The sequence below is a fragment of the Jeotgalibacillus alimentarius genome (assembly GCF_000829445.1).
Classification (GTDB): Bacteria; Bacillota; Bacilli; order Bacillales; family Jeotgalibacillaceae; genus Jeotgalibacillus; species Jeotgalibacillus alimentarius.
On the sequence record NZ_JXRQ01000008.1, the window covers coordinates 33278 to 57881 of the forward strand.

Below are 24604 nucleotides of genomic sequence, written 5' to 3' on the forward strand. Positions count from 1 at the left end.
CCTTCTCGGAACATTTTCCGAAAAGGTTTTTTCTTTTGCTAAATGTGTAAACAATAGGAGAGTGGAACAATCAGGTTGATATGTGTCTATTGTGTGAATTTTTTAAAGAGTGAAGCGTTTACATGAAATAGTTATGAAGAAGTTTTTATGAGGTAAAAGACTTATGATTGAGAACAGGGCCGCTTCATGTTATTTTTAAAAGGATGAAAACGGACTTGTACATCCAACTTCAGAACACTATTTCTGTGAAATAGTTAACATAATTTTTCAATTAAAGGTGGGAACATCATAATGAAAAGAATTGGCGTACTGACCAGTGGCGGAGACGCGCCCGGAATGAATCCTGCAATCAGAGCAGTTGTACGTAAAGCCATCTATCATGGTCTTGAAGTTTACGGGATCTATCAGGGATATCAGGGACTGATCTCCGGTAATATTGAAAAGCTTGAGCTTGGCTCTGTTGGTGATATTATTCACCGTGGAGGAACGAAGCTTTATTCTGCACGATGTGAAGAATTCAAAACACTTGAAGGCCAGAAAAAAGGAATTGAACAGCTGAAAAAGTTCGGTATTGAAGGTCTTGTTGTGATCGGTGGAGACGGCTCTTATATGGGAGCAAAAGCATTAACTGAACATGGTTACCCATGCGTTGGCGTTCCGGGAACAATCGATAATGATATTCCGGGAACTGATTTTACAATCGGATTTGACACTGCACTCAATACAGTGATTGACGCCATTGATAAAATCCGTGATACAGCCACTTCACATGAACGTACATTTGTCATTGAAGTTATGGGAAGAAACGCAGGAGACATTGCGTTATGGTCGGGGCTTTCAGGAGGAGCAGAATCTATTTTGATCCCGGAAGATCCTTATAACCTCGAGAAGGTTGTGGATAAAATTAAAAAAGGACACGCGCGCGGTAAGAAACACAGTATTATTATTGTGGCTGAGGGCGTCATGTCAGGCGGGGAATTTGCTGCACTGATGAAAGAAAAAACAGGTGTTGATACAAGAGTTTCAGTACTTGGACATATGCAGCGCGGAGGATCACCAACTGCTTCAGACCGTGTACTTGCAAGCCGTCTAGGTGCCCGGGCAGTTGAACTGCTGATGGAAAACAAAGGCGGACGCGCCGTGGGTATACAGCGCAATGAACTGGTTGATTATGATATTATAGAAACATTGAAAATGGAACACAAAGCGGATGTGGATCTTTACCGCTTATCACAGGAATTATCGATTTAATAGATTTTCAGGAGGTATAAAATGAGAAAAACTAAGATTGTATGTACGATTGGACCGGCAAGTGAGAGTATTGAAAAGCTGACACAGCTGATGGAAGCAGGTATGAATGTTGCGCGCCTGAACTTTTCACATGGTGACTTTGATGAGCACGGTGCAAGAATCAAAAACATTCGTGAAGCAGCTGCAAAGCTAGGTAAAAATGTAGGGATCCTGCTTGATACAAAAGGGCCGGAAATTCGTACTAACACAATGGAAAATGGAGCAATTGAGCTTGTAGCAGGTAACGAGATTATTGTTTCTATGGAAGAAGTAGTAGGTACAACTGAAAAGTTTTCTATTACTTACAGCGACCTTGTAAACGACGTATATGAGGGATCAAAAATTCTTCTTGACGACGGTCTGATTGGTCTTGAAGTACTGTCAGTAGATAAAACTGCCGGTGAGATCAAAACAAAGATTATGAATACAGGTACCCTGAAAAATAAAAAAGGTGTTAACGTACCAGGCGTTTCTGTTAACCTTCCAGGTATTACAGATAAAGATGCTAACGACATTCTTTTCGGTATCGAGCAGGGTGTTGACTTTATCGCGGCTTCATTCGTTCGCCGTGCATCTGACGTAATGGAAATCCGTGAGCTTCTTGAAAAGAACGGTTCTCCAAAGATCAATATCATTCCTAAGATTGAAAACCAGGAAGGCGTAGATAACATTGACGAAATTCTTCAAGTGTCTGACGGCTTAATGGTTGCCCGTGGCGACCTTGGTGTTGAAATTCCGGCTGAAGAAGTACCGCTTGTACAAAAGCAGCTGATCCGCAAATGTAATGCTGTAGGCAAGCCGGTTATTACTGCTACACAAATGCTTGATTCTATGCAGCGTAACCCGCGTCCAACACGTGCAGAAGCATCTGATGTAGCTAATGCGATCTTTGATGGTACAGATGCAATTATGCTTTCAGGTGAAACGGCTGCCGGTGATTACCCGGTTGAATCAGTTCAGACGATGAACAACATCGCTTCAAGAGCTGAAGAAGCACTTGACTACAAAGCAATCCTTTCTAAGCGCAGCAAGCGTTTTGAACGCAACATGACTGATGCAATCGGTCAGGCAGTTGCTCATACTGCACTAAACCTTGAAGTGAATGCAATTATTGCACCGACTGAAAGTGGTCATACAGCGAAAATGATCTCAAAATACCGTCCTGAAGCAACGATCGTAGCTGTTACCTCTGATTCATCAGTATCAAGACGTCTTGCGCTCGTATGGGGTGTATATCCACAGGTTGGAGCTAAGACAGAAACAACTGATGAAATGCTTGATATGGCTGTAACAGAAAGCTTAAACAGCGGCTGTGTGAAGCATGGTGACCTTGTAGTGATTACTGCAGGTGTACCTGTCGGTGAATCAGGTACAACAAACCTGATGAAGATTCATATCGTAGGAGACGTACTAGCTAAAGGACAGGGAATCGGACGTAAATCCGGCTTTGGTAAGGTTGTTAAAGCTTCAAATGCTTCTGAAGCACTTGAAAAAGTAACAGACGGCTCGATTCTAGTAACAATTGGTACGGACAAAGAAATGATGCCGGCGATTGAAAAGTGCTCTGCACTAATCGTCGAAGAAGGCGGCCTGACAAGTCATGCTGCTGTGATCGGTCTGAACCTTGGCATTCCTGTCATTGTAGGTGTTGATAACGCAGTAGCAACATTTACAGACGGCCAGGAAGTAACAGTTGATGCTGAACGCGGCGTCGTTTATAACGGCCATGCAAGCGTCCTGTAAGAATAAATTGATCAGCCTGAACGGACTCGTCCGTTCAGGTTTTTTAATTCTAATCGTAAATATGCTAAAATAAAGACAGCGCGTTATATTGAAAGGAGAAATTCCTTGTGAGATGGCTCATGCTTTTGATTATTATTATTCCGGCAATTGAGATTGCGATATTGATCAGTGCAGGTAACCTGATTGGGGTTATTCCGACAGTTCTGCTGATTATTTTAACTGGTATAGTAGGTGCGTACCTTGCAAAATCCCAGGGCCTGCAGGCTTTGAAAAAGGTACAGAATATGACTGTGTTTGACGGGGGTCCCGGAGATGCAGTGATTGACGGCTTATGTATTCTGATTGGCGGGGTGTTACTTCTTACACCGGGATTTGTCACAGATACGATCGGATTTCTTTTGCTGATTCCTTTTACAAGAAATAAATTAAAGCCCTTCATTTATAAATGGGTTCAAAGAAAAATGAGAAATGGAAATGTGATCATTCACAGACCATAACACACAGCGCCTGCTGTGTGTTTTTATATTTACACTGTGAATTTCCCGTTTTTCACATACAGCCAGATCAGATGAAACAACCTGGTCTTAATCAAAACTGACAGCATGATCAGAAAAAAAGGAGTCAGAAACAAACCCTTTATACCTGTCAGCTGAACCGAAACATAGAGCACCATTAATGCCAACAGAGGGTGAATACCCATACTTGATCCAATCAATTTCGGCTCCATCATCTGTCTCACACCAACAATCACCAGATAAATCACAAGAACAAAAACAGCTTCCGGACCTGCCTCAAAGTAATAGAAAATCATCAAAGGTAAAAACAACAGAAGTGATCCTGCAACCGGAACAAAATCTAGCATGGCTGATAACAGAGCCATCAGAAAAGGATGCTCAAAGCCGAGAAACAAAAAACCTGTCATTGAAATCATAAAGGTAATCAGTGCGAGCAGAAATTGTGCTGATACATATGAACCTGCTTCATGGATGCCCAGGGTGCCGACATTCTTAATTTGTGCAGTCCAGTCTTTTGGAAGCCGCTGTAACCAGGTTTCAAAATCCACGAGTACATAATAAGACGCGATCAGAATGATCCCTGCAGAAAAAAAGTAGGAGGGTAAAGCGACTGCCCATGACGATGAAGCAGTAACCAGTTGTTTACCGGCTGTCAGTATAAGCTTTCCGGTTTCATCAGTCAGCATAGCGAGCTGTTCTTTTGATATGTAAGGTTCAGTCAGTTCCTGAAGAAACAGAGGCAGTGTATAGATAAAATCTTTGATCATTCCTGCGTAATCAGGAATATAGCGGATGAACGATGATAACTCATTTTCGAATAGGGCAATGCAACCTGTTATCACCAGCGGCCCTGTTATAAACGTAATCATCAATCCGAAAATAACACTCATCCTGTATGGAACCCTCAGGAGAGTGAACATGAATTTGACTGCAGGGTACACAATAAATGAAAGAAGTGCGCCTGCTGCAAAAGGCCATAAGTAGACAAAAACCAGGCGTATCAGAACCAATATGACAATGGTTGTTATAATGACATGAAGTGCTCGTCTCAGCATCACATAGTCCTTTCCGGGCAAATGTTTTTATTTTACTGAAGGAGGTATATATAAATGATTAATCCCGCCATGATTTTTTTGATTTTATTACTGGCAATCGGTTTTTTTGCAAAGAATAATTCACTGATGATTGCAGTGTTATTTTTAATTCTATTAAAAGTTGCCGGTGCTGATGAGAAGATTTTTGCATTCATTCAGGGAAAAGGAATTAACTGGGGTGTCACAATCATCACGATCGCAGTTTTAGCACCAATCGCAAGCGGAGCAATCGGATTCAAGGAATTAACAGATGCAGTGAAATCCCCATATGCGTGGGTTGCGCTTGCTTCAGGAGTTGCTGTAGCGCTGATCGCAAAAGGCGGTATCTCGCTGCTTCAGAATGATCCGCATATTACAGTGGCGCTGGTATTCGGTACCATTTTAGCGGTTGCACTGTTCAATGGAATTGCGGTAGGACCGTTAATAGGAGCTGGTATTGCATACAGTGCGATGAAGATTTTCGAGTGGGGTGGAAATCTGTTTGGAGGATGACAAAATCCGTCAAATTAAAATAATCCCGGCAAATTAATGCGTTTTCATTCACAAAGTTCTGATTATTGATTATAATGGACAATGTAAGCGCATCCGAAATGACGTATTCTATTCTGTCAGCTGACTGAGCAACCGCTCAGTTTTTATGTGATGTCTATGCCGTATTTTAAACGCCGGATCGGCTTTAAATACAAAGACTAAGATTAAAAGGAGAGATTTTTATGACAGCAACGAGAGGATTAGAAAATGTAGTCGCTACTACTTCATCGATCAGCTCAATTATTGATGACACACTTACATACGTTGGTTACAATATCGACGACCTAACTGAGAATGCAAGCTTTGAGGAGATCATCTATCTTTTATGGCACCTGCGCCTGCCAAAAGAAAATGAACTGTCAGAACTTAAAAAGCAGCTTGCTGATAATATGGCAATTCCAGATGAAGTGATTGCTCAAATTAAAGCAATGCCGGTTCAAAACATTCATCCGATGGCTGCAGTGCGTACTGCAGTATCAGCACTTGGTCTTTTCGACGAAGAAGCTGATGTAATGGAAGAGGAAGCAAACTACCGTAAAGCAGTCCGCCTGCAGGCTAAAATTGCGACAATCGTGACGGCATTTGCACGTATCCGTAAAGGCCAGGAACCGGTTGCTCCTAAATCCGACCTGAGCTTTGCTGCTAACTTCCTGTATATGCTCAGTGGCGAAATGCCTGAAGATATTGAAGTGGAAGCAATGAACAAAGCGCTTGTTCTTCATGCTGACCATGAACTGAATGCATCTACATTCACTGCGCGCGTATGTGTTGCAACACTATCTGATGTCTATTCAGGCGTAACTGCAGCAATCGGAGCACTTAAAGGGCCGCTTCACGGTGGTGCAAATGAGCAGGTAATGAAGACACTTACAGAAATCGGCTCAGTTGAAAATGTAGAATCAGTGATCCGCAAAAAGCTTGAAAACAAAGAAAAAATCATGGGCTTCGGTCACCGCGTATATCAGCAGGGAGACCCGCGTGCAAAACACCTTCGTGAAATGTCTAAAAAGCTGACTGAACTTCGCGGAGAGTCTAAATGGTATGACATGTCTGTGAAGATTGAAGAGATCGTGACTTCAGAAAAGAAACTTCCACCAAACGTGGACTTTTATTCTGCATCTGTCTACCACAGTCTTGGTATTGACCATGATCTATTTACACCAATCTTTGCTGTAAGCCGTGTATCAGGCTGGCTGGCTCATATCCTTGAGCAATATTCAAATAACCGCCTGATCCGTCCTAGAGCTGAGTACACAGGTCCTGGTATGCAGGAATATGTACCTGTTGAAAAGCGATAATTTCACAGAACATTTTACAAACTGACAGATAACTGATGTAATAGTATACAAAGCCTGGGGACTGACGGCTCACGTCAGTCCCCGGCCAATGATATTTGGAGGGAAAGACTTATGACACAAGGTGAAAAAATTTCAGTATCAAACGGCAATCTTCAAGTGCCAAACAATCCAATCGTACCTTTTATTGAAGGTGACGGTACAGGCCCGGATATCTGGGCATCTGCACAGCGTGTATTAGACGCAGCAGTTGAGAAAGCATACAACGGTGAAAAGAAAATTGAATGGAAAGAAGTACTTGCAGGTCAAAAAGCATTTGATCAGACTGGAGAGTGGCTTCCACAGGCAACACTTGATGCAATCAACGAATATTTTATTGCGATTAAAGGACCTCTTACAACACCAATCGGTGGCGGAATCCGTTCACTGAACGTAGCGCTTCGTCAGCAGCTTGACCTGTTCACTTGCCTGCGTCCAGTACGTTATTTCGAAGGTGTACCATCACCTGTTAAGCGTCCTGAAGATACAGACATGGTTATTTTCCGTGAAAACACTGAAGATATCTATGCAGGTATTGAGTTTGCTGAAGGATCAGATGAAGTGAAAAAGCTGATCAACTTCCTTCAGGATGAAATGGGTGCAACAAATATCCGTTTCCCTGACACTGCAGGAATTGGTGTGAAGCCGGTTTCTAAAGAAGGTACTGAGCGTCTTGTGCGTGCTGCTATTAACTATGCACTGACAGAAGGCCGTAAGTCAGTAACACTTGTACACAAGGGTAACATCATGAAATTCACTGAAGGTGCATTCAAGCGCTGGGGTTATGATCTTGCTGAACGTGAATTCGGAGATAAAGTATTCACTTGGAACCAGTATGATCAGATCAAAGATGAGCAGGGTACAGATGCTGCAAACAAAGCACAAAGCGATGCAGAAGCTGCCGGCAAGATTATCGTAAAAGATTCAATTGCTGATATCTTCCTTCAGCAGATTTTAACGCGTCCTGCTGAGTTTGATGTTGTTGCAACAATGAACCTGAACGGTGATTACATTTCTGATGCACTTGCTGCACAGGTTGGCGGAATCGGAATCGCACCGGGAGCAAACATCAACTACGATACTGGACACGCGATCTTTGAAGCGACTCATGGTACAGCTCCAAAGTATGCAGGTCTTGACAAAGTAAACCCATCTTCAGTTATCCTTTCAGGCGTTCTTCTTCTTGAGCACCTTGGATGGAATGAAGCTGCTGATCTGATTTCAAAATCAATGGAGAAAACAATTGCTTCTAAAGTTGTAACGTATGACTTTGCACGTCTGATGGACGGCGCTACAGAAGTTAAATGTTCTGAATTCGGAACTGCGTTAATTGAAAATATGTAATCAGACACGGGCCGGCATTTGCCGGCCTTTAACTACATCATTTGATAACAGGGGGATTTGAAATGGCATTTACACGAAATAAAATCTCAGTAGTCGGAGCAGGTTTTACAGGAGCAACAACTGCATTATTTTTAGCTCAAAAAGAACTCGGAGATATTGTGCTTGTAGATATTCCTCAAAATGAAGATCCAACCAAAGGAAAGGCGCTCGATATGCTTGAAGCGGGTCCGGTGTTTGGCTATGACGTAACAATAAAAGGCACTTCAGATTACGCGGATACAGCCGGTTCTGATGTTGTCATTATTACAGCCGGACTGCCAAGAAAGCCTGGTATGAGCAGAGATGACCTTGTTCAGACAAACGAAAAGATTATGAAATCTGTTACAAAGGAGATTGTAAATCATTCACCTGATACCACAATTCTTGTCTTATCTAACCCGGTCGATGCAATGACTTACACAGTTTATAAAGAATCCGGTCTTCCAAAAGAGCGCGTAATCGGACAATCAGGTGTACTTGATACGGCACGCTTCAATACATTTGTAGCTGAAGAGCTCGGTTTATCAGTGAAAGATATCCAGGGGTTTGTACTCGGAGGACACGGGGATGATATGGTGCCCCTTACACGCTATTCAAGTGCAGGCGGCGTGCCGCTAGAAACACTGATCCCAAAAGATCGTCTTGATGCGATTATTGAACGTACAAGAAAAGGCGGCGGAGAGATTGTTGCACTGCTTGGAAACGGTTCAGCATACTATGCACCGGCTGCAGCTTTAATGGAAATGACTGAAGCGATCCTGAAAGATCAGAAGCGGGTTCTTCCATCAGTTGCATACCTTGAAGGTGAGTATGGATTCGAAGGCATCTACCTTGGTGTTCCGACAGTCCTAGGAGGCAATGGAATCGAAAAGATTATGGAACTTGAACTGACTGATGATGAGAAACAACAGCTTCAAAAATCAGCAGACTCTGTACGCAGCGTTATGAGTGCACTGTCATCAACATAATTGCTATGGGGAACTGCTGATACAGGCAGTTCCTTTTTGACATGAACACCAGGCAAAAATGATTTTGAATATTGCAGAAATGATTTATAATGGGGTTAACTTATTTTCAGGGGAAAGATTAAAGTCATCAAGGGGGAAGAATCATGTTACTCGGGAAGAAAAGAAAAATCGGACGTCAGATAGAAGAAATGTCAATCGGTGAAAAATTGACGCTGACTGAAAAAATTGAAGATAAAGACCTGCTGCTGTTTTTAGGGTTAACAAACGACTCTAACCCGCTGTATATCCAGCATGACTACGCGTCACAGACTTCATATAAAAAGCCGATCGTTCCGACAATTATGCTGACAGGTTTTGTTACTTCAGCCGTGTCAAAATACATGCCAGGGCCAGGATCACATATTAAAAGTCATTCACTAAGTTTTCCAAAGCCGCTCTACCATTATGCTACGGTAGATTATGTGTTTGAAATCAAGTCAATCGACAGACCCAAATCAGAAGTTGAAATCAGCGTACGCGGAACAGACGAAAGTGGAGATACGGTTATCAGTGGAACAGTCATCGCCTGTCCACCTTCAAAACTCCAAAAGTTTGAAGGCTCTGCGCTGGATAATTTTTAAATCGTAATGAACTTAGTTTTTATTTTGTAACCTGCAGTGAACCGAACCGTTTCCTAAAAGTCGAGACATCTTGTCGCGGCTTTTTTTAATGGAAAACATAATAGAAGCACCATACTTACTGAATTTGTACTATAATGAAGTCGGATGAATAGGGGTTAATAACAGCTTCTGGAGGTACACGATGAAGAAAAAGGTACTCGTTGTAGATGACGAACAATCAATCGTAACACTATTAAAGTACAATCTTGAACAGTCAGGATATGAAGTGCTGACAGCTTATGACGGTGCAGAGGGAATTGCACTTGTGGAAAGTGAAAATCCTGATCTGCTTGTGCTCGATTTAATGCTCCCTGTGATGGATGGAATCGAAGTCTGCAAGCAGCTTAGACAAAAACAGATTCATATACCGATTATTATGCTGACTGCAAAAGATGAAGAATTCGATAAAGTACTTGGTCTTGAGCTAGGAGCGGATGATTATATGACAAAGCCGTTCAGCCCGAGAGAAGTCGTTGCAAGAGTGAAGGCGATCTTAAGAAGAGCCGGCCGTCTTGAAGTGAAAGAACCTGAAGTAGAAGAAGATTTCATTGAACTGGGTGAAGTAAAAGTTTTCCCCGAACAATATGAAGCTTTTTTCCGTGGTGTGCAGATTGAACTGACACCAAAGGAATTCGAACTACTCGTCTATTTAATTGAAAATAAAGGGCGTGTGCTGACGCGCGATCAGCTGCTTCAGACCGTCTGGAATTATGACTTTGCAGGAGACACTAGAATCGTTGATGTTCACATCAGCCACCTCCGTGAGAAAATTGAAGAGAATACAAAAAAGCCGGTATACATTAAAACAATTAGAGGCCTGGGTTATAAAATGGAGAAGCCAAAAGTCACGTGAAGCTGACTTCTTTTAAAGGCCGGCTGCTTTTCGCGCTGATTACGCTGATCTTTTTAGTACTGATTGGCTTAGGGATCATTATTGGAGAGCTTGTGAAGTCCTATTATCTGAATGCACTGCATTCAAGAATTGAAAAAGAAATGAATATTGTGATCAACCAGACAGAACAGGAGCCTTCTTTTGGTGAGTTGAGATCAGTGTTGTTTGATGAATTAAGTGAAGTGCTTGAAACAAGGATTACAATTCTGACAGAAGATACGGATGTTGTATACGATTCAGGACAGGCGGTTTCAGATATAGATCATAATCAAATGATGACTGAAATCAATGGTTCACTGCCTGATCCTGATGATGGGATTGTAAGATTTCCTGCAGATGATAGTAATTTCTATTATATCAGCAGTGTTGAGACGGGTTCTGAAAGCGGATATGTTGTCCTTGCTGCCTCTTTTGATAATCTGGAGGAGGTTTACCGTCAAATCTGGCTGATCCTTGCTATTACGCTTGGTGCTGCGATGGGAATGATTATTTATATTGGAGCAAGGATTACCAATCAATATACAAAACCGATAGAATCGGCCACTGAGGTAGCGATTCAGCTGGCCAAAGGGAATTACAAAGCAAGAACGTTTGAGGACCGTGCTGATGAGACAGGAATGCTCAGTAATGCCATTAACATTCTTGCAAGAAATCTGCAGGAGATGGTCAGTGAGCAGTCCGTTCAGCAGGACCGTCTGAGAACGCTGATTGAGAATATGGGTAGTGGACTCATCATGATTGATAAGCAGGGGTATATTGTACTTGTTAATCGTCCATTCCTGAATTTTTTCCATTCCCGGATAGAAGACGTATTGAATGAGAGTTATGTGGATGTTTTCAAAAATGTACAGGTGAATGAGCTGGCTGAGGAAGTCTTTTTGACAGAGCAAAGAGTCAGAAAGCAAATTCTCATTGAAGAAACGTTTCCCCATAAGCACCTTGAAGTCTATGGCGCACCGATCATTGGTGAGCGGAGTGCATGGCAGGGAATCGTTCTTGTTTTTCATGATATATCTGAGCTGAAAAAACTTGAGCAGATGAGAAAGGATTTCGTGGCAAATGTATCGCATGAAGTCAAAACGCCGATTACATCTATAAAAGGCTTTACTGAAACCCTGCTGGATGGTGCAATGCATGATCAGGGAGCCCTTGAATCATTTTTAAGTATTATTGCAAAAGAAAGCGACAGGCTTCAGATGCTGATTCAGGATCTGCTTGAATTGTCGCGAGTGGAGCAGCAGGGATTCAAGCTGTCACTTGAGCAGGTCGATCTTGCTGACATTCTTCAAGATGTGTCAGTCATGATGGGGCGTAAAGCAAGTAAGAAGAATGCGCGAGTCAGACTTGATATCGGGAAGCCTCTGATTATTGAAGGCGATGCTGACCGATTGAAACAGGTTTTTATTAATCTCGTGACAAATGCCATTACGTATTCTTATTCGGATCAGGATGTCATCATCAGATCTAAAAAAGAAAAAGATCATATTCAGCTGCAGTTTATTGATCACGGAATCGGCATGGAAAAAGAAGAGCTGTCCCGAATTTTTGAACGCTTTTATCGCGTAGATAAAGCCCGCAGCAGAAACTCTGGGGGAACCGGACTTGGACTTGCCATCGTAAAACACATTATTGAGGTGCATAAGGGTGAGATCAGAGTTGAAAGTGAACCTGAAAAAGGAACGGTTTTCACGATTACATTACCGATTCACATGAATAAGTAATGGAAATCTTTACATGGAATTTACACAAAAGTGACAGTGGTTTAATATTTCATTGATAAGATACTAAGTGAAAACCCCCTTCATCCAGGGAACCCCATTAAAAGCGTGAACAGACCCCGTTCACGCTTTTTCTTATGTAAAAATAAAATTCCTTGAAACCTTTTTGTAACATTACCGTATCATAGGTAATACATAAAGAAAGGGAGTTTGCCCAGTGAGTATGAGAAGAATCATGGCTGGTATCGGGATTGTCGTGGGATCGGCAATATTACTGGTTGTTCTATTCACATCATGGTATACAGTAGATGAATCTGAACAGGCACTCGTTCTGACATTTGGTGAAGCGAATGAAACGATCACAGAGTCAGGCTTAAAGTTCAAGCTGCCATGGCCAATACAGCAGGTTGAAATATTATCAAAAGAAACCTTCAGTCTTCAGTTCGGTTATGAAGAAGAAGGTGGTGAAATTAAATCTTTTCCTGAAGAAACAGTGATGATTACAGGGGATGAAAATATTGTGTTAGCTGATCTGGTCGTTCAGTGGAAGATCACTGAGCCAAGAGATTTCTTGTTTAATGCGGAAGATCCTGAAGAAGTATTATTTGATGCAACATCAGCTTCGATCAGAAGTATTATCGGGAGTTCTACAATTGATGCTGCACTGACTTCAGGTAAAGCGGAAATTGAAGCTGAAACAAGAGACTTGCTTGCATCACTAATTGAAAAGTATGAAATTGGCGTATCCATTCAGGCGGTTCAGCTGCAAGATGTAGAACTGCCGAATCAGGAAGTGCGTAAGGCATTTACTGCTGTAACAGACGCACGCGAAACAATGATTACAAAAGAAAATGAAGCAAAAAAATATCAAAGTCAAAAAATGAATGAAGCCAAAGGTGAAGTGAAGGCTATTGCTTCGAGAGCTGAAGGTGAAAAAACTTCGAGAATTGAACAGGCGCGCGGTGACGTTGCTGTTTTTAATAAGATTTTGACTGAGTATCAAAATAATCCTGATATTACACGACAGCGTTTAACGCTTGAGACACTTGAACAGGTACTGCCTGAAACGAAGCTTTATATTATGAATGATGATGGAAATACGATGAAATATCTGCCTTTGCAGCCTGACCGTCAACAACCGCCAGCTGTGGCTGAAGAAAGTGAGGAATCTGCAAATGGACAATGATCAGAATAAGATTTTTGAGTTTAATAAAAAGCCGAAGACAGACAAACCGAAAGTGGATATCGAGTGGAAAAAATTCACCAAAGTCTTTATTGTCATTGGACTATTGCTATTCCTTCTGATTGTTACGCTTTTGAATGTCTTCATCGTAAAAGAAGGTGAATACCGCGTTGTCCGTCAATTTGGTGAAGTCGTTAAAATTATAGACGAACCGGGATTAAATGCGAAAATACCTTTTGTTCAATCTGTCACTACACTTCCGAAATACCAGATGACATATGATGTGTCGGAAGCCGAGATTAATACAAAAGATAAAAAAAGAATCATCATTGATAATTATTCAGTCTGGCGTATTACAGACCCGGTAAGTATGATTTCAAATGCCGGTACAATGATCAATGCTGAATCTAGAATGGAAGAATATATTTATTCAGTCGTCCGCTCGGAGCTTGGGCAGTTTGAATATGATCAGATCATTAATGATGAAAAATCATCGCGGGGCAGCCTGAATGACCGTGTAACAGAAAGAGTGAATGAGTTGCTTGCTCAGGAACAATTCGGAATTGAAGTAGTCGATGTCCGGATGAAACAGACAAACCTACCTCAGGCTAACGAGGAAACTGTCTATACCCGGATGATCTCTGAACGTCAAACTACGGCACAGGACTATCTTTCAACCGGTGATGCAAATAAAAACATCATTGAAGCTAATACAGACCGTGAAGTAAGAGAAATGCTTGCTACTGCGAATGCAGATGCAGATGTGATCCGAGCTGAAGGAGAAGCTGAAGCTGCAAGAGTATATAACGAAGCATTCTCTAAGGATCCGGAATTTTATGAGTTATACAGAACACTTGAATCCTACAAAACAACTTTAAATGATGAAACCATGATTATTCTGCCTTCAGACTCTCCTTACGCGGAGCTACTGCAGGGTATCACAGAATAAGCCACGCTGTTTTCCCTTTCATTTTGGACATGCTAAAATGAGAAGAGGAAACAGCTTTTTTATTTGGTTAAATAAATGACAGAACCTGCGCTGGAAGTTCAAAAGCATGATTAATATAAAAGGTTGAAATATAAAGGAGATGGTCAGTTTGTCCAAAAAATTAGTACTGATTGATGGGAACAGCATTGCGTACCGTGCATTTTTCGCACTGCCGTTACTGAATAATGATAAAGGCATACATACGAATGCGATTTACGGTTTCACAACCATGCTGATGAAACTGCTTGAAGAGGAAAAACCGACTCACCTGATGGTTGCTTTTGACGCTGGTAAAACAACATTTCGCCACAAAACATTTGAAGACTATAAAGGCGGAAGACAGAAAACACCACCTGAGCTGTCTGAACAGTTCCCGTTTATCCGTGACTTATTAAACGCTCATAACATCAAATACTACGAGCTTGATCAGTATGAGGCAGATGATATTATCGGTACTCTCAGTACGCAGGCTGAAAAAGATGGATTTAATACGGTCATTATTTCAGGAGATAAGGATTTAACGCAGCTGTCTTCAGAACGAATCAGAGTGGACATTACGAAAAAAGGGATCACTGACCTTGAACAATATACACCGGCTCATATCAGTGAAAAATATGGACTGACACCTGACCAGATTATTGATATGAAAGGTCTGATGGGAGATGCATCAGATAATATACCTGGTGTTCCGGGTGTCGGCGAAAAAACAGCGATCAAGCTGCTGAAGCAGTTTGGCACACTTGAAAACGTGCTTGATTCAATCGATGAAGTCAGCGGTAAGAAGCTGAAGGAAAAGCTTGAAGAAAATAAACAGCTAGCTGAAATGAGTAAAAAGCTTGCGACGATTACAAGGACGGCACCTGTAGAAGTCAAGCTTTCAGAACTTGAAAAACAGGAGGCCAACTATGATCAGCTGACAAAGCTGTATAAAGAGCTTGGCTTCAATTCGCTTCTTGATAAGCTGGACGGGGAAGAGGAAGAAATTGAACTGAAGGATATAAAGTGGGAAGAAGTAACTGACTTTAAAGACGAACTTCCATCACATGCAGAGCTGTATGTGGAGCTATATGATGTGAATTACCATACAGCCGATATACTCGGGATTGCTGTTCATGCTGATCAGAAAACCTATTTTATCTCACCAGAGCATGCTGCAGCGTCAGAAGCTTTTAAAAAATGGATTGAAGATGACAGTAAAACAAAATCTGTCTATGATGCAAAAGAATCCATCGTTGCTTTTGACCGCCTTGGTATGGAACTGAAGGGAATTGATTTTGATCTGCTGATTGCCTCTTACGTCATTGATGCCTCTGAAGCTGCAGATGACTTTGCTTCTATTGCGAAAAGACACGGTGCTGATGCAGTACCAACAGATGAATCAGTCTATGGAAAAGGCGCAAAAAAGAAGGTGCCTGAAAAGAATGAACTGATGCAGCACACTGCAAGAAAAGCTGCAGCCATTCATGCGATCAAGGAAACCTGTATCACCTCTCTTGAAAAAAATGAGCAGCTTGAGCTGTTTGAAAAACTTGAACTGCCACTGGCGACTGTTCTTGCAGAGATGGAGAGAAAAGGTGTGCAGGTGGATATCGGCCGTTTGAAAGACATGGGCGTTGAGCTGAAGAAAAAGCTTGAAGAGATTCAGTCTGACATTTACCGGATTGCAGGAGAGGAGTTCAATATCAATTCTCCAAAACAGCTGGGCGTCATTCTGTTTGAAAACCTGAAACTACCTGTGCTGAAGAAAACAAAAACAGGTTATTCAACATCAGCAGATATTTTGGAGAAACTGAAGCCCGAGCATGAAATCATTGATCATATTCTGCATTACAGACAGCTTGGCAAGCTCCAATCCACTTATATTGAAGGGCTGTTAAAAGTCATCCATGATGATACGAATAAAATTCATACGAGATATAACCAGGTACTGACACAAACCGGCCGTTTGAGTTCGACTGATCCTAATCTTCAAAACATCCCGATCAGGCTTGAAGAAGGTCGTAAAATCAGACAGGCGTTTGTCCCATCTGAAAAAGACTGGGTGATGTTTGCTGCTGACTACTCACAGATCGAACTGAGAGTGCTGGCGCATATCTCAGATGATGAAGGGCTGAAAGAAGCTTTCCACCAGGGCATGGACGTTCATACAAAAACAGCAATGGATGTTTTTGGGGTATCAAAAGAAGAAGTGACTTCGGGCATGAGGCGTCATGCAAAAGCTGTTAATTTCGGTATTGTCTACGGGATCAGTGATTACGGACTGTCTCAAAGCCTTGATATCACAAGAAAAGAAGCAGCAGAGTTCATTAAAAAATATCTCGACAGTTATCCGAAAGTAAAAGAATATATGGATGATATTATCCATGAGGCCAAGCAGAAAGGCTATGTTGAGACACTGCTGCACCGACGCAGATATATTCCTGAAATCACTAGCCGTAATTTTAATCTGAGAGGATTTGCAGAACGGACTGCAATGAATACACCGATTCAGGGAACCGCTGCAGATATCATTAAGAAGGCAATGATTGAAATGGCAGACAGGCTGAAGGCGGAATCCCTTCAGACACGCATGCTGCTGCAGGTGCATGATGAATTAATTTTTGAATGTCCAAGAGACGAAATCGAAAAACTCGAAAAAATTGTACCTGAAGTGATGGAATCAGCTGTGGAATTATCTGTTCCATTAAAAGTGGACTATTCATACGGTAACACATGGTATGACGCGAAATAAGAGAGGGGTGACGGGACATGCCTGAATTACCGGAAGTTGAACATGTAAAAAGGGGTCTCGCTCCTAAAATTGAAGGACTGACAATTAAGGAGGTCTCGTTTTCAGAGACTGTGATAAAGGCGCATGAAGCAGGAAGAAAAGCTGTTGTAAAAGGAGAAGGGCTGGATTCTTTTAAGTTTGCAGTAGAAAACAGTGAGATTGCCTCCATTGAAAGAAGGAGTAAGTATTTGCTCTTTCGTCTTGGAGACGATGGGATGCTGATTCTTTCCCACCTGGGTATGACAGGCGCCTGGTTTGTTGTGAATGAACTCGGGGAGATCTTAGAAGACCGTTTCAGAAATCATGTGCATGTTATATTCACCCTATCTAATGATCAGAAGCTTGTTTATTCTGATATCCGCAGATTCGGTGAAATGAGATTTCTGCCGTCAGAAGAAGCACACCCGCCTCTAGCTGAAATTGGGCCTGAACCATTTGATGAAGATGCAGAGTTCAGATTTTTAGCCGCCTTAACGTTACCAAGATTTGCGCGCAAAGCGATTAAGGAATCTATTATGCATCACAGTGTGATCGCGGGTTGCGGCAATATTTATGCAACTGAGGCTTTGTTCAGAGCAGGTGTCAGTCCGAAAAGAAGAACTGACCGACTCAGTCTTAAAAAGAAAAAAGAATTATTTCAGCACATAGTAGATGTGTTGCATGAAGGCATTGCTGCTGGCGGAAGCAGTATCTCAGATTACAGAAATGTAAATGGTGAAGCAGGAGGGATGCAGGAGCGGCTTCAGATGTATGCAAAATCTGTCTGTCCTGTCTGCGAGTCACCGGTTAAAAAAGCAGTTGTTGGAGGCAGAACCTCACATTACTGCACCACATGTCAAAAGTAAGGGGACACTTATGATTATTGGATTAACAGGTAGCATTGCAACGGGTAAAAGTACAATCGCAGGCGAATTAATCCGCCTGGGGTATACAGTGATTGATGCTGACCAGTCAGCGCGAAAAGTAGTTGAGCCTGGTGAGGAAGCACATCAAAAAATCAGAGAGACGTTTGGTGAAGAAGTCTTTACTGAAGACGGTACTCTCGACAGACCCAAGCTTGGTGAAATTATTTTTAATGATGAACAAAAACGGAGTCAGCTGAATCAGATTGTACACCCGGCGGTCCGGGCAGATATGCTTTCCCAAAAAGATCAGGCATTTGCTGCAGGAAAGCATACAGTTTTTCTTGATATTCCATTATTGTTTGAAAGTGAACTTCAATGGATGGTTGAGAAAATACTAGTTGTCTACGCGCCACCTCACATTCAAAAAGAACGGCTGATGAAAAGAAACAGCTTCACTGAACAGGAAGCCGAATCAAGAATCGCTTCTCAGATCTCTGTTGAAAAAAAGCGGGAACAGGCAGACGCAGTGATTGATAACAGTGGTACAATTGACCAATCATATGATCAGCTTCAACAGCTGATCAAAGAGTGGGAACTGACACCTTGAATGTCATAGTGTGAAAGTAAATTTACAGAAATTTATTCGATAAAAGACAGATCATTTTCAATCAAATACATGTGAACTTTGCTGCAGACGGTGACTCCGGGATATTAGCAACCGCGTCCGGAAAGCACCGCCTGCAGCGCAGTGAACCGGTTATTCAAGACCTGACAAATCCGTCAGGGTTTTTTTTATGCAAAATGTTCATTATGTATTTGCAAACGCTTTTAATATGTTATACTAATGCTAGTTAATTTGAAAATAAGTATAACATTATTAGGGGGATCCTCATGAACAAGACGAACATTGCAATCAACGGGTTTGGCCGAATCGGCCGTATGGTGTTTAGAAAAGCGGTAATGGAAGATACACTTAATATTGTAGCGATCAATGCAAGCTACCCGCCGGAAACACTGGCTCACCTGATTAAATATGACTCGACTCATGGTGCGTTCGCTGCAGAAGTGATTGCAAAAGAAGACGCATTAATTGTGAATGGGAAAGAAATTAAACTTGTCAGCGACAGAGATCCTGCAAATCTTCCATGGGCTTCGATGAATATTGATATTGTCATTGAAGCAACAGGAAAATTCAATGCGCGTGATAAAGCAGCACTTCACCTTGACGCAGGGGCGAAAAAAGTTGTGCTGACTGCACCTGGTAAACAGGAAGATGTGATGATTGTAATGGGCGTAAATGAAAAGGATCTGAACGTTGAAAAACACGATGTGATTTCAAATGCATCATGTACAACAAACTGTCTTGCACCAGTAGCTAAAATTCTTGATCTGGAGTTTGGAATTGAAAACGGACTGATGACAACTGTACACGCATACACAAATGATCAAAAAAATATAGATAACCCGCACAAAGACCTGCGCCGTGCGCGGTCGTGCGGACAGTCGATTATCCCTACTTCAACCGGTGCAGCTAAAGCACTCGGCAAAGTGCTTCCGAACCTTCAGGGGAAACTGCATGGAATGGCACTGCGTGTACCAACGCCAAATGTGTCACTCGTAGACCTTGTAGTAGATGTGAAGCGCGAAGTAACCGTTGAAGAAGTGAACCAGGCGTTCAAAAAAGCGGCTGAGGGAGATTTGAACGGCATTGTGTCATACACAACTGAACCATTGGTATCTATTGATTTCAATACAAACCCTAGTTCTGCGATCGTGGACGGACTCTCAACAATGGTAATGGGGGCAACGAAAGTTAAAGTGCTGGCATGGTATGATAACGAATGGGGCTACTCATGCCGCGTAGTAGACCTTGTTCAGCACCTGGCAAATCAGATGGAACAATCCCAGAGAGAAGTAACTGCTTCATAAAAATTTTAATAAGCGTTTTATAGAAGAACTGCCGAGTGATGGCGGTTCTTTTTTCAATCATACTGAGGGAACCGGAGCGTAAGGCGGGCGACTCCAGCGCGAATAGTCGGACAGCTGAGACCCCGCAGGCGCAGTCGAGGAGGCTCACCGCCGACCGCGCGGAAAGCGCCCGCCTGAAGCGTAGGTTCCAGGTTTATGATCATCTATATTCCGCCCAATATCTCAAAATAAAAACAAATCATTGCAAAATCATTCAAAAAACCTTATACTGATTTTCGTGATCTTATTCCGGTTCACACAACATAACTTCTGCTTAAAGGGTTAGGACCTCATTGGACTAACTTTCCCCCGTGGCAGCAGGTTTGCTTAACCGGGTAAGTTCAAATTTTCAGTAAGGGGGAACGATCAATGGAAACAATGGGTCGTCATGTAATAGCGGAATTATGGGGCTGTGACTTTGAAAAGTTAAACAGCATGGAATTAATTGAACAGACATTTGTAGATGCTGCACTAAAATCAGGTGCTGAAGTCAGAGAAGTTGCATTTCATAAATTTGCACCGCAGGGAGTAAGTGGCGTTGTGATTATTTCAGAATCTCATCTGACAATCCACAGCTTTCCCGAGCACGGTTATGCAAGCATAGATGTATACACTTGTGGAGACCTTGATCCGAATGTAGCTGCAGACCACATTGCAGAATCACTTGGAGCTGAGACTCGTGAAACAGTTGAAGTACCAAGAGGCATGGGTCCTGTTAAAGTACCACAATCAACTGTACACGCAGGTTAATATGACAAAAGAGGTGCATTTTCGCATCTCTTTTTTATTTTCCTAAAAAAACTGATAAACTATTGATATAGACGTTTGAGGAGGAATTACGTTGGCCAAGTTAAAAGGAGTATTTAAAAGGTTCAGTCAGGAATGTGAGACGGCTGACCGGCACCAGGAAAAAGAACTGGAAACGCGCTATTATAAAGTTTCACTCGATAAAGTATATGATGAAGTGAAACGCTATTTTTCAGCAGAAGGATACGAAATTTCTTCAGAATCAAAAGATCATGGAGAAATTATGATCACACGAAAAAAGAGTCCTAAAATGTTCTTAATTGCAACCGTTGTCAGTACGAGACCGATGCATACTGCAGTTGACTTGAAAGCATCTACTGACCAGATGGTGGTCGGTGGTGCCTATCCAAAATTAAAAGAGGAAATTACAGCTTGTTACGTGGCGTTGTCAAAAGAAATGAGAGAAGCTGAAAAGTAAGAGCGACCCTTGTGATTTCAGCGTTTTTTCAGTATGATTAAAGGAAATAGATTTGATGTGGAGCTGGTGAAATGAAATGTCCATCCTGCCATGAAAACGCAACAAGAGTCATCGATTCCAGACAAGTTGATGATGGGAAATCGATCCGGCGCAGAAGAGAATGCGAAGACTGTCAATATCGTTTTACAACCTTTGAAAAAGTGGAAGAAATTCCGCTAATTGTTGTGAAGCGGGACGGAATTAGAGAACAATTCAGCAGGGACAAAATCCTGCGAGGCCTGATCAAGTCATGTGAGAAGCGTCCTGTTCCATTTGAAAAGCTTGAACAGATTGCTTCTGATATTGAAAGAGAACTCCGGAGTCAGGGAATCTCTGAAATTCCATCTGTTGATATTGGCGAAATGGTTATGGACAGGCTTTCGTCAGTTGACGAAGTTGCATACGTAAGGTTTGCCTCCGTCTACCGGGAGTTTAAAGACCTAAATGTATTTATTGAAGAAATGAAGGAACTGTTGAATAAAGAAAGAAAATAAAGAGCAGTGATCTGCTCTTTTTTACTATGTTAAAGTTAAATGTATTTTAGAACAGCTGATCATTGTAGGAGAAGGGGGACGACTTCAGCACCAGAAGCGTGACAGGTAAGACCTCTCGCATCCTGCGGTAAGCGTTCTCTGTAGCGGATATCAACAGACAACTTTAACTATGCCTATAGATTATTTGTAAACAAGAAAGGTCTGAGCTTATGACGGGTTTATGGAAAGAAATTCTGCCATCAGATGAATATATAATTCAGCTGAATGGCCAGCTGAGTGAAAACGACAGAGAACTGCTGTCTTTTTTATACCAGCCATTGCTCGGAGCCGATGCAATCAGCCTCTACAATATCATGTGGCTTGAAGTTGAACGTTATACACTTGAAAGTCATGCCAGGTCTCACAAAAACCTTATGGACCTTCTAGGAGTCCCGCTTGAGAGAATATTTCAGGCAAGAATCCGTCTTGAAGGGATGGGGCTTCTAAAAACCTACCTGAAAACCGGGGAAACAAAATCATATGCATACCAGCTGCAGCCGCCACTCAGTGCAAAAGCATTTTTTGAAGATCCGATGCTGAGTGTATTTCTATACCGGCAGATTGGTGCAGGTCAATTCCAGCGGCTTAAGAAAAGATTCATTGTTTCTTATGAAAAACTCACTGACTACGAAGAAGTGACACGGTCTTTTCAGGACGTGTTTTATTCAGATGCCAATATCTCACCACACATGCCTGATAAAATTGAAGACGGGCAGTCTTTGACTTTTAAAGCTGATAGTGAAGGTGTACGCACTGATTTTCAGGCTTTTGACTTCCATGCATTATTTGCAGGATTGTCAGAAGCCATGGTTCCGAGAAAAGCTTTGACCTATGATGTGAAACAACTGATCGTAAAACTGTCTCTACTATACGGACTGTCTGAACAGGAGATGAAGAATCCGATTTTGTCATCAGTCACAGAAGAAGATAAAATTGATATGGAAGCTTTAAGAAAGGCTTGTCGTGATTCCTATCAGCTGAAAAGTAAATCAGCGCTGCCTGCACTAAAGCATTATGCGCAAAAGGCTGAACCGGTGCAAAATCTTCCGGGGTCAGAAGATCAGACGCTTCAATATTTAAAGAACAACTCACCGGTTCAGGTGCTGATTGATGCCTCTAAAGGGGTAAAGCCATCGAATGCTGAACTCGAGCTGATCGATCACCTGATTCATGAGAAAAAACTTCCTGATGAAGTGATTAATGTCCTGATTCAATTTGTGCTGCTTCGTACAAATATGAAGCTGACAAAAGGTTTTACAGAACAAATTGCTTCACAGTGGGTCAGAATCGGACTGAAAACTGCTGAAGAAGCGATGGCAGAAGCGAAAAAAGAACATAAAAATTATTTAACATGGAAGAAATCAGGCGGAAAGCAGTCTGCTAAAAAAGAAAGAACCATCCGCAAAGAGAAACTTCCGGAGTGGTTTCAATCTTCAGATGATGCAGATGAAGCAGAAGACCCTGAATTCCTGAAGGAACGAGAGCGCTATCTCAAAGAGCGCGAAATGAATAAGCGCAAGGCAGGTGAAGAATAATGGATCCGATCAACAGAACAATCAGACGTATATCCGGATCGAATCAATTTCAGCAGCGATATGAAATGATGAAAAAAGAAATCGCATCAGATCCCGAGATACAGCATTTTCTTCAAAAACACAAGGATCAGCTTGCGCCACATGCCGCTGATCAGGGAATGATTAAATTATATGAATTTATGACCCGTTCAAGAAAATGTGCAGACTGTCCAAGCCTGGCAGCTTGTAAAAACACAATGAAGGGGTACGAGCCGAAGCTCCTCATTCAAAACGGGTATATTGATATGCAATACGCTCCCTGTCCAAGGCAGATCGCCGCTCAGGAACAGCGTCAGACAGAAAAGCTTGTGCAAAGTATGTATGTTCCTAAAGATGTACTCAATGCCACTTTTGATCAAGTGGATGTTGATCACCCTTCCAGAATGAAAGCACTTCAGGCTGCTGAAGAAACAGTCCGTCTGTTAGTAACAGACCCTGAGCATTATAAAGGGCTCTATCTACACGGGAAATTTGGAGTAGGGAAAAGTTATTTGCTCGGTGCTATTGCTAATGAGTTAAAGAAGCAGAATAAAGCGAGCTTCATTTTGTATTTTCCTGAGTTTTTAAAAGAAATGAAACAGTCGCTTGGAGACCAGTCATTTTCAGGCAAAATTGATGCAGTAAAAAGATCATCTATTTTAATGCTCGATGATATTGGAGCAGAGTCTCTTTCAAGCTGGGCACGTGATGAGGTGCTTGGAACCATTCTTCAATACCGTATGGCAGAAGGACTTCCAACATTCTTCAGTTCAAACTTCGACTATAACGAACTCGAACATCACCTTACGTACTCTCAGCGCGGGGAAGAAGAACCGATCAAAGCTGCAAGAATTATGGAACGTATTAAATTCTTATCACTGCCTGTAGAAATGAAAGGTAAGAATAAGCGCAATACGTAACTGAAGATGGTGCATTTGATTTTTGAGTATCTTTTTTAAGATTGTTTATTTTTTATGCGCAGCGTGACTCGCAGTGGAAGGCGGTGACTCGGGGACGATTAGCGGTCGCCGTCCGGAAAGTATACGCCTGAAACAGGGAGTCAGCGCCAATGTTTCAAATATAACTTGCTTTTACACCCAACCTATTCTAAAATGACTCTTATCAAAACAATTAATCATTAAAGGCGCTGACAGGGACATGAATCATTTGCAGCTGATTACAAGAGAGAGAGGACCAGGCTGAAATCCTCTTATGAAGCGGAATGCATTTACCACCCTTGAGCCGTACAAGTGAACACTGCAGTAATTTGTACCGGATGCAGCCCGTTAGCTGAACCAGAGATTCTGGACGTCTGTTCAGAAAGAAGGGTGGAACCGCGGGTTATCATAACTCCGTCCCTTTACCAGGGATGG

Annotated in this window: 22 protein-coding genes and 1 other annotated feature; of the genes, 21 read left to right on the top strand and 1 reads right to left on the bottom strand. The window is 42.0% G+C overall.

The features are described from left to right. Positions 1–291: 291 nt before the first annotated feature. The 3 genes from pfkA to KP77_RS01265 all read left to right on the top strand — a co-directional run bounded on the left by pfkA (position 292) and on the right by KP77_RS01265 (position 3530). On the top strand, positions 292–1251 hold the full coding sequence (gene pfkA, locus KP77_RS01255) for a 6-phosphofructokinase (RefSeq protein WP_041120926.1): 960 nt from the start codon (positions 292–294) through the stop codon (positions 1249–1251). Between the two features lie 21 nt (positions 1252–1272). After that, positions 1273–3033, top strand: a complete 1761-nt coding sequence (gene pyk / locus KP77_RS01260; protein WP_041120927.1) for a pyruvate kinase — start codon at positions 1273–1275, stop codon at positions 3031–3033. A gap of 107 nt (positions 3034–3140) precedes the next feature. Continuing rightward, positions 3141–3530 carry an FxsA family protein gene (locus KP77_RS01265; protein WP_041120928.1) on the top strand — a complete coding sequence of 130 codons (390 nt, stop codon included), beginning with the start codon at positions 3141–3143 and terminating at the stop codon, positions 3528–3530. 29 nt (positions 3531–3559) lie between these two features. On the opposite strand, the gene KP77_RS01270 is transcribed toward KP77_RS01265, so the two are convergent. Next, positions 3560–4603: an AI-2E family transporter gene (locus KP77_RS01270; protein WP_041120929.1), complete on the bottom strand. Its 1044-nt coding sequence runs from the start codon at positions 4601–4603 to the stop codon at positions 3560–3562. A 54-nt stretch (positions 4604–4657) separates the two neighbouring features. Between KP77_RS01270 and KP77_RS01275 the strand changes: the two genes are divergently transcribed. The 18 genes from KP77_RS01275 (at position 4658) to dnaI (ending at position 24151) form a co-directional block, all read left to right on the top strand. Next, positions 4658–5134 carry a DUF441 domain-containing protein gene (locus tag KP77_RS01275; RefSeq protein ID WP_041120930.1) on the top strand — a complete coding sequence of 159 codons (477 nt, stop codon included), beginning with the start codon at positions 4658–4660 and terminating at the stop codon, positions 5132–5134. Between the two features lie 221 nt (positions 5135–5355). Next, positions 5356–6471, top strand: coding sequence for a citrate synthase (gene citZ, locus KP77_RS01280; RefSeq protein ID WP_041120931.1), 1116 nt, complete (start codon positions 5356–5358; stop codon positions 6469–6471). 111 nt (positions 6472–6582) lie between these two features. Further along, a complete protein-coding gene (gene icd / locus KP77_RS01285; RefSeq protein ID WP_041120932.1) occupies positions 6583–7851 on the top strand; it encodes an NADP-dependent isocitrate dehydrogenase in 1269 nt (422 codons plus the stop codon). 62 nt (positions 7852–7913) lie between these two features. Beyond that, a complete protein-coding gene (mdh, locus tag KP77_RS01290) occupies positions 7914–8858 on the top strand; it encodes a malate dehydrogenase (RefSeq protein WP_041120933.1) in 945 nt (314 codons plus the stop codon). Between the two features lie 143 nt (positions 8859–9001). Further along, positions 9002–9478 (top strand): MaoC/PaaZ C-terminal domain-containing protein, encoded by a 477-nt coding sequence (locus KP77_RS01295; RefSeq protein WP_041120934.1) that lies wholly within the window; start codon positions 9002–9004, stop codon positions 9476–9478. Between the two features lie 181 nt (positions 9479–9659). Then, a complete protein-coding gene (locus KP77_RS01300; RefSeq protein ID WP_041120935.1) occupies positions 9660–10370 on the top strand; it encodes a response regulator transcription factor in 711 nt (236 codons plus the stop codon). A 2-nt stretch (positions 10371–10372) separates the two neighbouring features. Further along, complete coding sequence (pnpS, locus tag KP77_RS01305) at positions 10373–12130, top strand: two-component system histidine kinase PnpS (protein ID WP_041121195.1); 1758 nt, start codon at positions 10373–10375, stop codon at positions 12128–12130. A gap of 220 nt (positions 12131–12350) precedes the next feature. After that, positions 12351–13313: an FtsH protease activity modulator HflK gene (gene hflK / locus KP77_RS01310; protein ID WP_041121196.1), complete on the top strand. Its 963-nt coding sequence runs from the start codon at positions 12351–12353 to the stop codon at positions 13311–13313. Next, the gene (gene hflC, locus KP77_RS01315; protein ID WP_041120936.1) at positions 13303–14259 is read left to right on the top strand and encodes a protease modulator HflC; all 957 of its coding nucleotides are present in this window, start codon (positions 13303–13305) and stop codon (positions 14257–14259) included. Before hflK ends, hflC begins: the two co-directional genes overlap by 11 nt. 139 nt (positions 14260–14398) lie before the next feature. Further along, positions 14399–17029: a DNA polymerase I gene (gene polA / locus KP77_RS01320; RefSeq protein WP_041120937.1), complete on the top strand. Its 2631-nt coding sequence runs from the start codon at positions 14399–14401 to the stop codon at positions 17027–17029. A gap of 17 nt (positions 17030–17046) precedes the next feature. Then, on the top strand, positions 17047–17913 hold the full coding sequence (mutM, locus tag KP77_RS01325; RefSeq protein ID WP_041120938.1) for a bifunctional DNA-formamidopyrimidine glycosylase/DNA-(apurinic or apyrimidinic site) lyase: 867 nt from the start codon (positions 17047–17049) through the stop codon (positions 17911–17913). A 10-nt stretch (positions 17914–17923) separates the two neighbouring features. Beyond that, on the top strand, positions 17924–18520 hold the full coding sequence (coaE, locus tag KP77_RS01330; protein WP_041120939.1) for a dephospho-CoA kinase: 597 nt from the start codon (positions 17924–17926) through the stop codon (positions 18518–18520). Between the two features lie 284 nt (positions 18521–18804). Then, positions 18805–19842 carry a glyceraldehyde-3-phosphate dehydrogenase gene (locus KP77_RS01335; protein WP_041120940.1) on the top strand — a complete coding sequence of 346 codons (1038 nt, stop codon included), beginning with the start codon at positions 18805–18807 and terminating at the stop codon, positions 19840–19842. A 408-nt stretch (positions 19843–20250) separates the two neighbouring features. Beyond that, positions 20251–20631 (top strand): adenosylmethionine decarboxylase, encoded by a 381-nt coding sequence (gene speD / locus KP77_RS01340; RefSeq protein WP_041120941.1) that lies wholly within the window; start codon positions 20251–20253, stop codon positions 20629–20631. Positions 20632–20722: 91 nt separating this feature from the next. Beyond that, the gene (locus tag KP77_RS01345; RefSeq protein ID WP_041120942.1) at positions 20723–21106 is read left to right on the top strand and encodes a hypothetical protein; all 384 of its coding nucleotides are present in this window, start codon (positions 20723–20725) and stop codon (positions 21104–21106) included. Positions 21107–21177: 71 nt separating this feature from the next. Beyond that, a complete protein-coding gene (gene nrdR / locus KP77_RS01350) occupies positions 21178–21639 on the top strand; it encodes a transcriptional regulator NrdR (RefSeq protein ID WP_041120943.1) in 462 nt (153 codons plus the stop codon). A 209-nt stretch (positions 21640–21848) separates the two neighbouring features. After that, positions 21849–23213: a replication initiation and membrane attachment family protein gene (locus tag KP77_RS01355; RefSeq protein WP_041120944.1), complete on the top strand. Its 1365-nt coding sequence runs from the start codon at positions 21849–21851 to the stop codon at positions 23211–23213. Then, positions 23213–24151, top strand: a complete 939-nt coding sequence (dnaI, locus tag KP77_RS01360) for a primosomal protein DnaI (RefSeq protein ID WP_041120945.1) — start codon at positions 23213–23215, stop codon at positions 24149–24151. Before KP77_RS01355 ends, dnaI begins: the two co-directional genes overlap by 1 nt. A gap of 218 nt (positions 24152–24369) precedes the next feature. Beyond that, positions 24370–24594, top strand: a binding site (T-box leader). The last annotated feature ends 10 nt before the right edge of the window (positions 24595–24604 follow it).

Coding starts and splice junctions, on each gene's coding strand:
- mdh (WP_041120933.1), top strand. CDS start 7,914: ATGGCATTTACACGAAATAAAATCTCAGTAGTCGGAGCAGGTTTTACA.
- speD (WP_041120941.1), top strand. CDS start 20,251: ATGGAAACAATGGGTCGTCATGTAATAGCGGAATTATGGGGCTGTGAC.
- pfkA (WP_041120926.1), top strand. CDS start 292: ATGAAAAGAATTGGCGTACTGACCAGTGGCGGAGACGCGCCCGGAATG.
- dnaI (WP_041120945.1), top strand. CDS start 23,213: ATGGATCCGATCAACAGAACAATCAGACGTATATCCGGATCGAATCAA.
- KP77_RS01335 (WP_041120940.1), top strand. CDS start 18,805: ATGAACAAGACGAACATTGCAATCAACGGGTTTGGCCGAATCGGCCGT.
- KP77_RS01270 (WP_041120929.1), bottom strand. CDS start 4,603: ATGCTGAGACGAGCACTTCATGTCATTATAACAACCATTGTCATATTG.
- polA (WP_041120937.1), top strand. CDS start 14,399: ATGGTCAGTTTGTCCAAAAAATTAGTACTGATTGATGGGAACAGCATT.
- hflK (WP_041121196.1), top strand. CDS start 12,351: ATGAGAAGAATCATGGCTGGTATCGGGATTGTCGTGGGATCGGCAATA.
- citZ (WP_041120931.1), top strand. CDS start 5,356: ATGACAGCAACGAGAGGATTAGAAAATGTAGTCGCTACTACTTCATCG.
- icd (WP_041120932.1), top strand. CDS start 6,583: ATGACACAAGGTGAAAAAATTTCAGTATCAAACGGCAATCTTCAAGTG.
- mutM (WP_041120938.1), top strand. CDS start 17,047: ATGCCTGAATTACCGGAAGTTGAACATGTAAAAAGGGGTCTCGCTCCT.
- KP77_RS01300 (WP_041120935.1), top strand. CDS start 9,660: ATGAAGAAAAAGGTACTCGTTGTAGATGACGAACAATCAATCGTAACA.
- hflC (WP_041120936.1), top strand. CDS start 13,303: ATGGACAATGATCAGAATAAGATTTTTGAGTTTAATAAAAAGCCGAAG.
- KP77_RS01295 (WP_041120934.1), top strand. CDS start 9,002: ATGTTACTCGGGAAGAAAAGAAAAATCGGACGTCAGATAGAAGAAATG.
- pyk (WP_041120927.1), top strand. CDS start 1,273: ATGAGAAAAACTAAGATTGTATGTACGATTGGACCGGCAAGTGAGAGT.
- coaE (WP_041120939.1), top strand. CDS start 17,924: ATGATTATTGGATTAACAGGTAGCATTGCAACGGGTAAAAGTACAATC.
- nrdR (WP_041120943.1), top strand. CDS start 21,178: ATGAAATGTCCATCCTGCCATGAAAACGCAACAAGAGTCATCGATTCC.
- KP77_RS01355 (WP_041120944.1), top strand. CDS start 21,849: ATGACGGGTTTATGGAAAGAAATTCTGCCATCAGATGAATATATAATT.
- KP77_RS01275 (WP_041120930.1), top strand. CDS start 4,658: ATGATTAATCCCGCCATGATTTTTTTGATTTTATTACTGGCAATCGGT.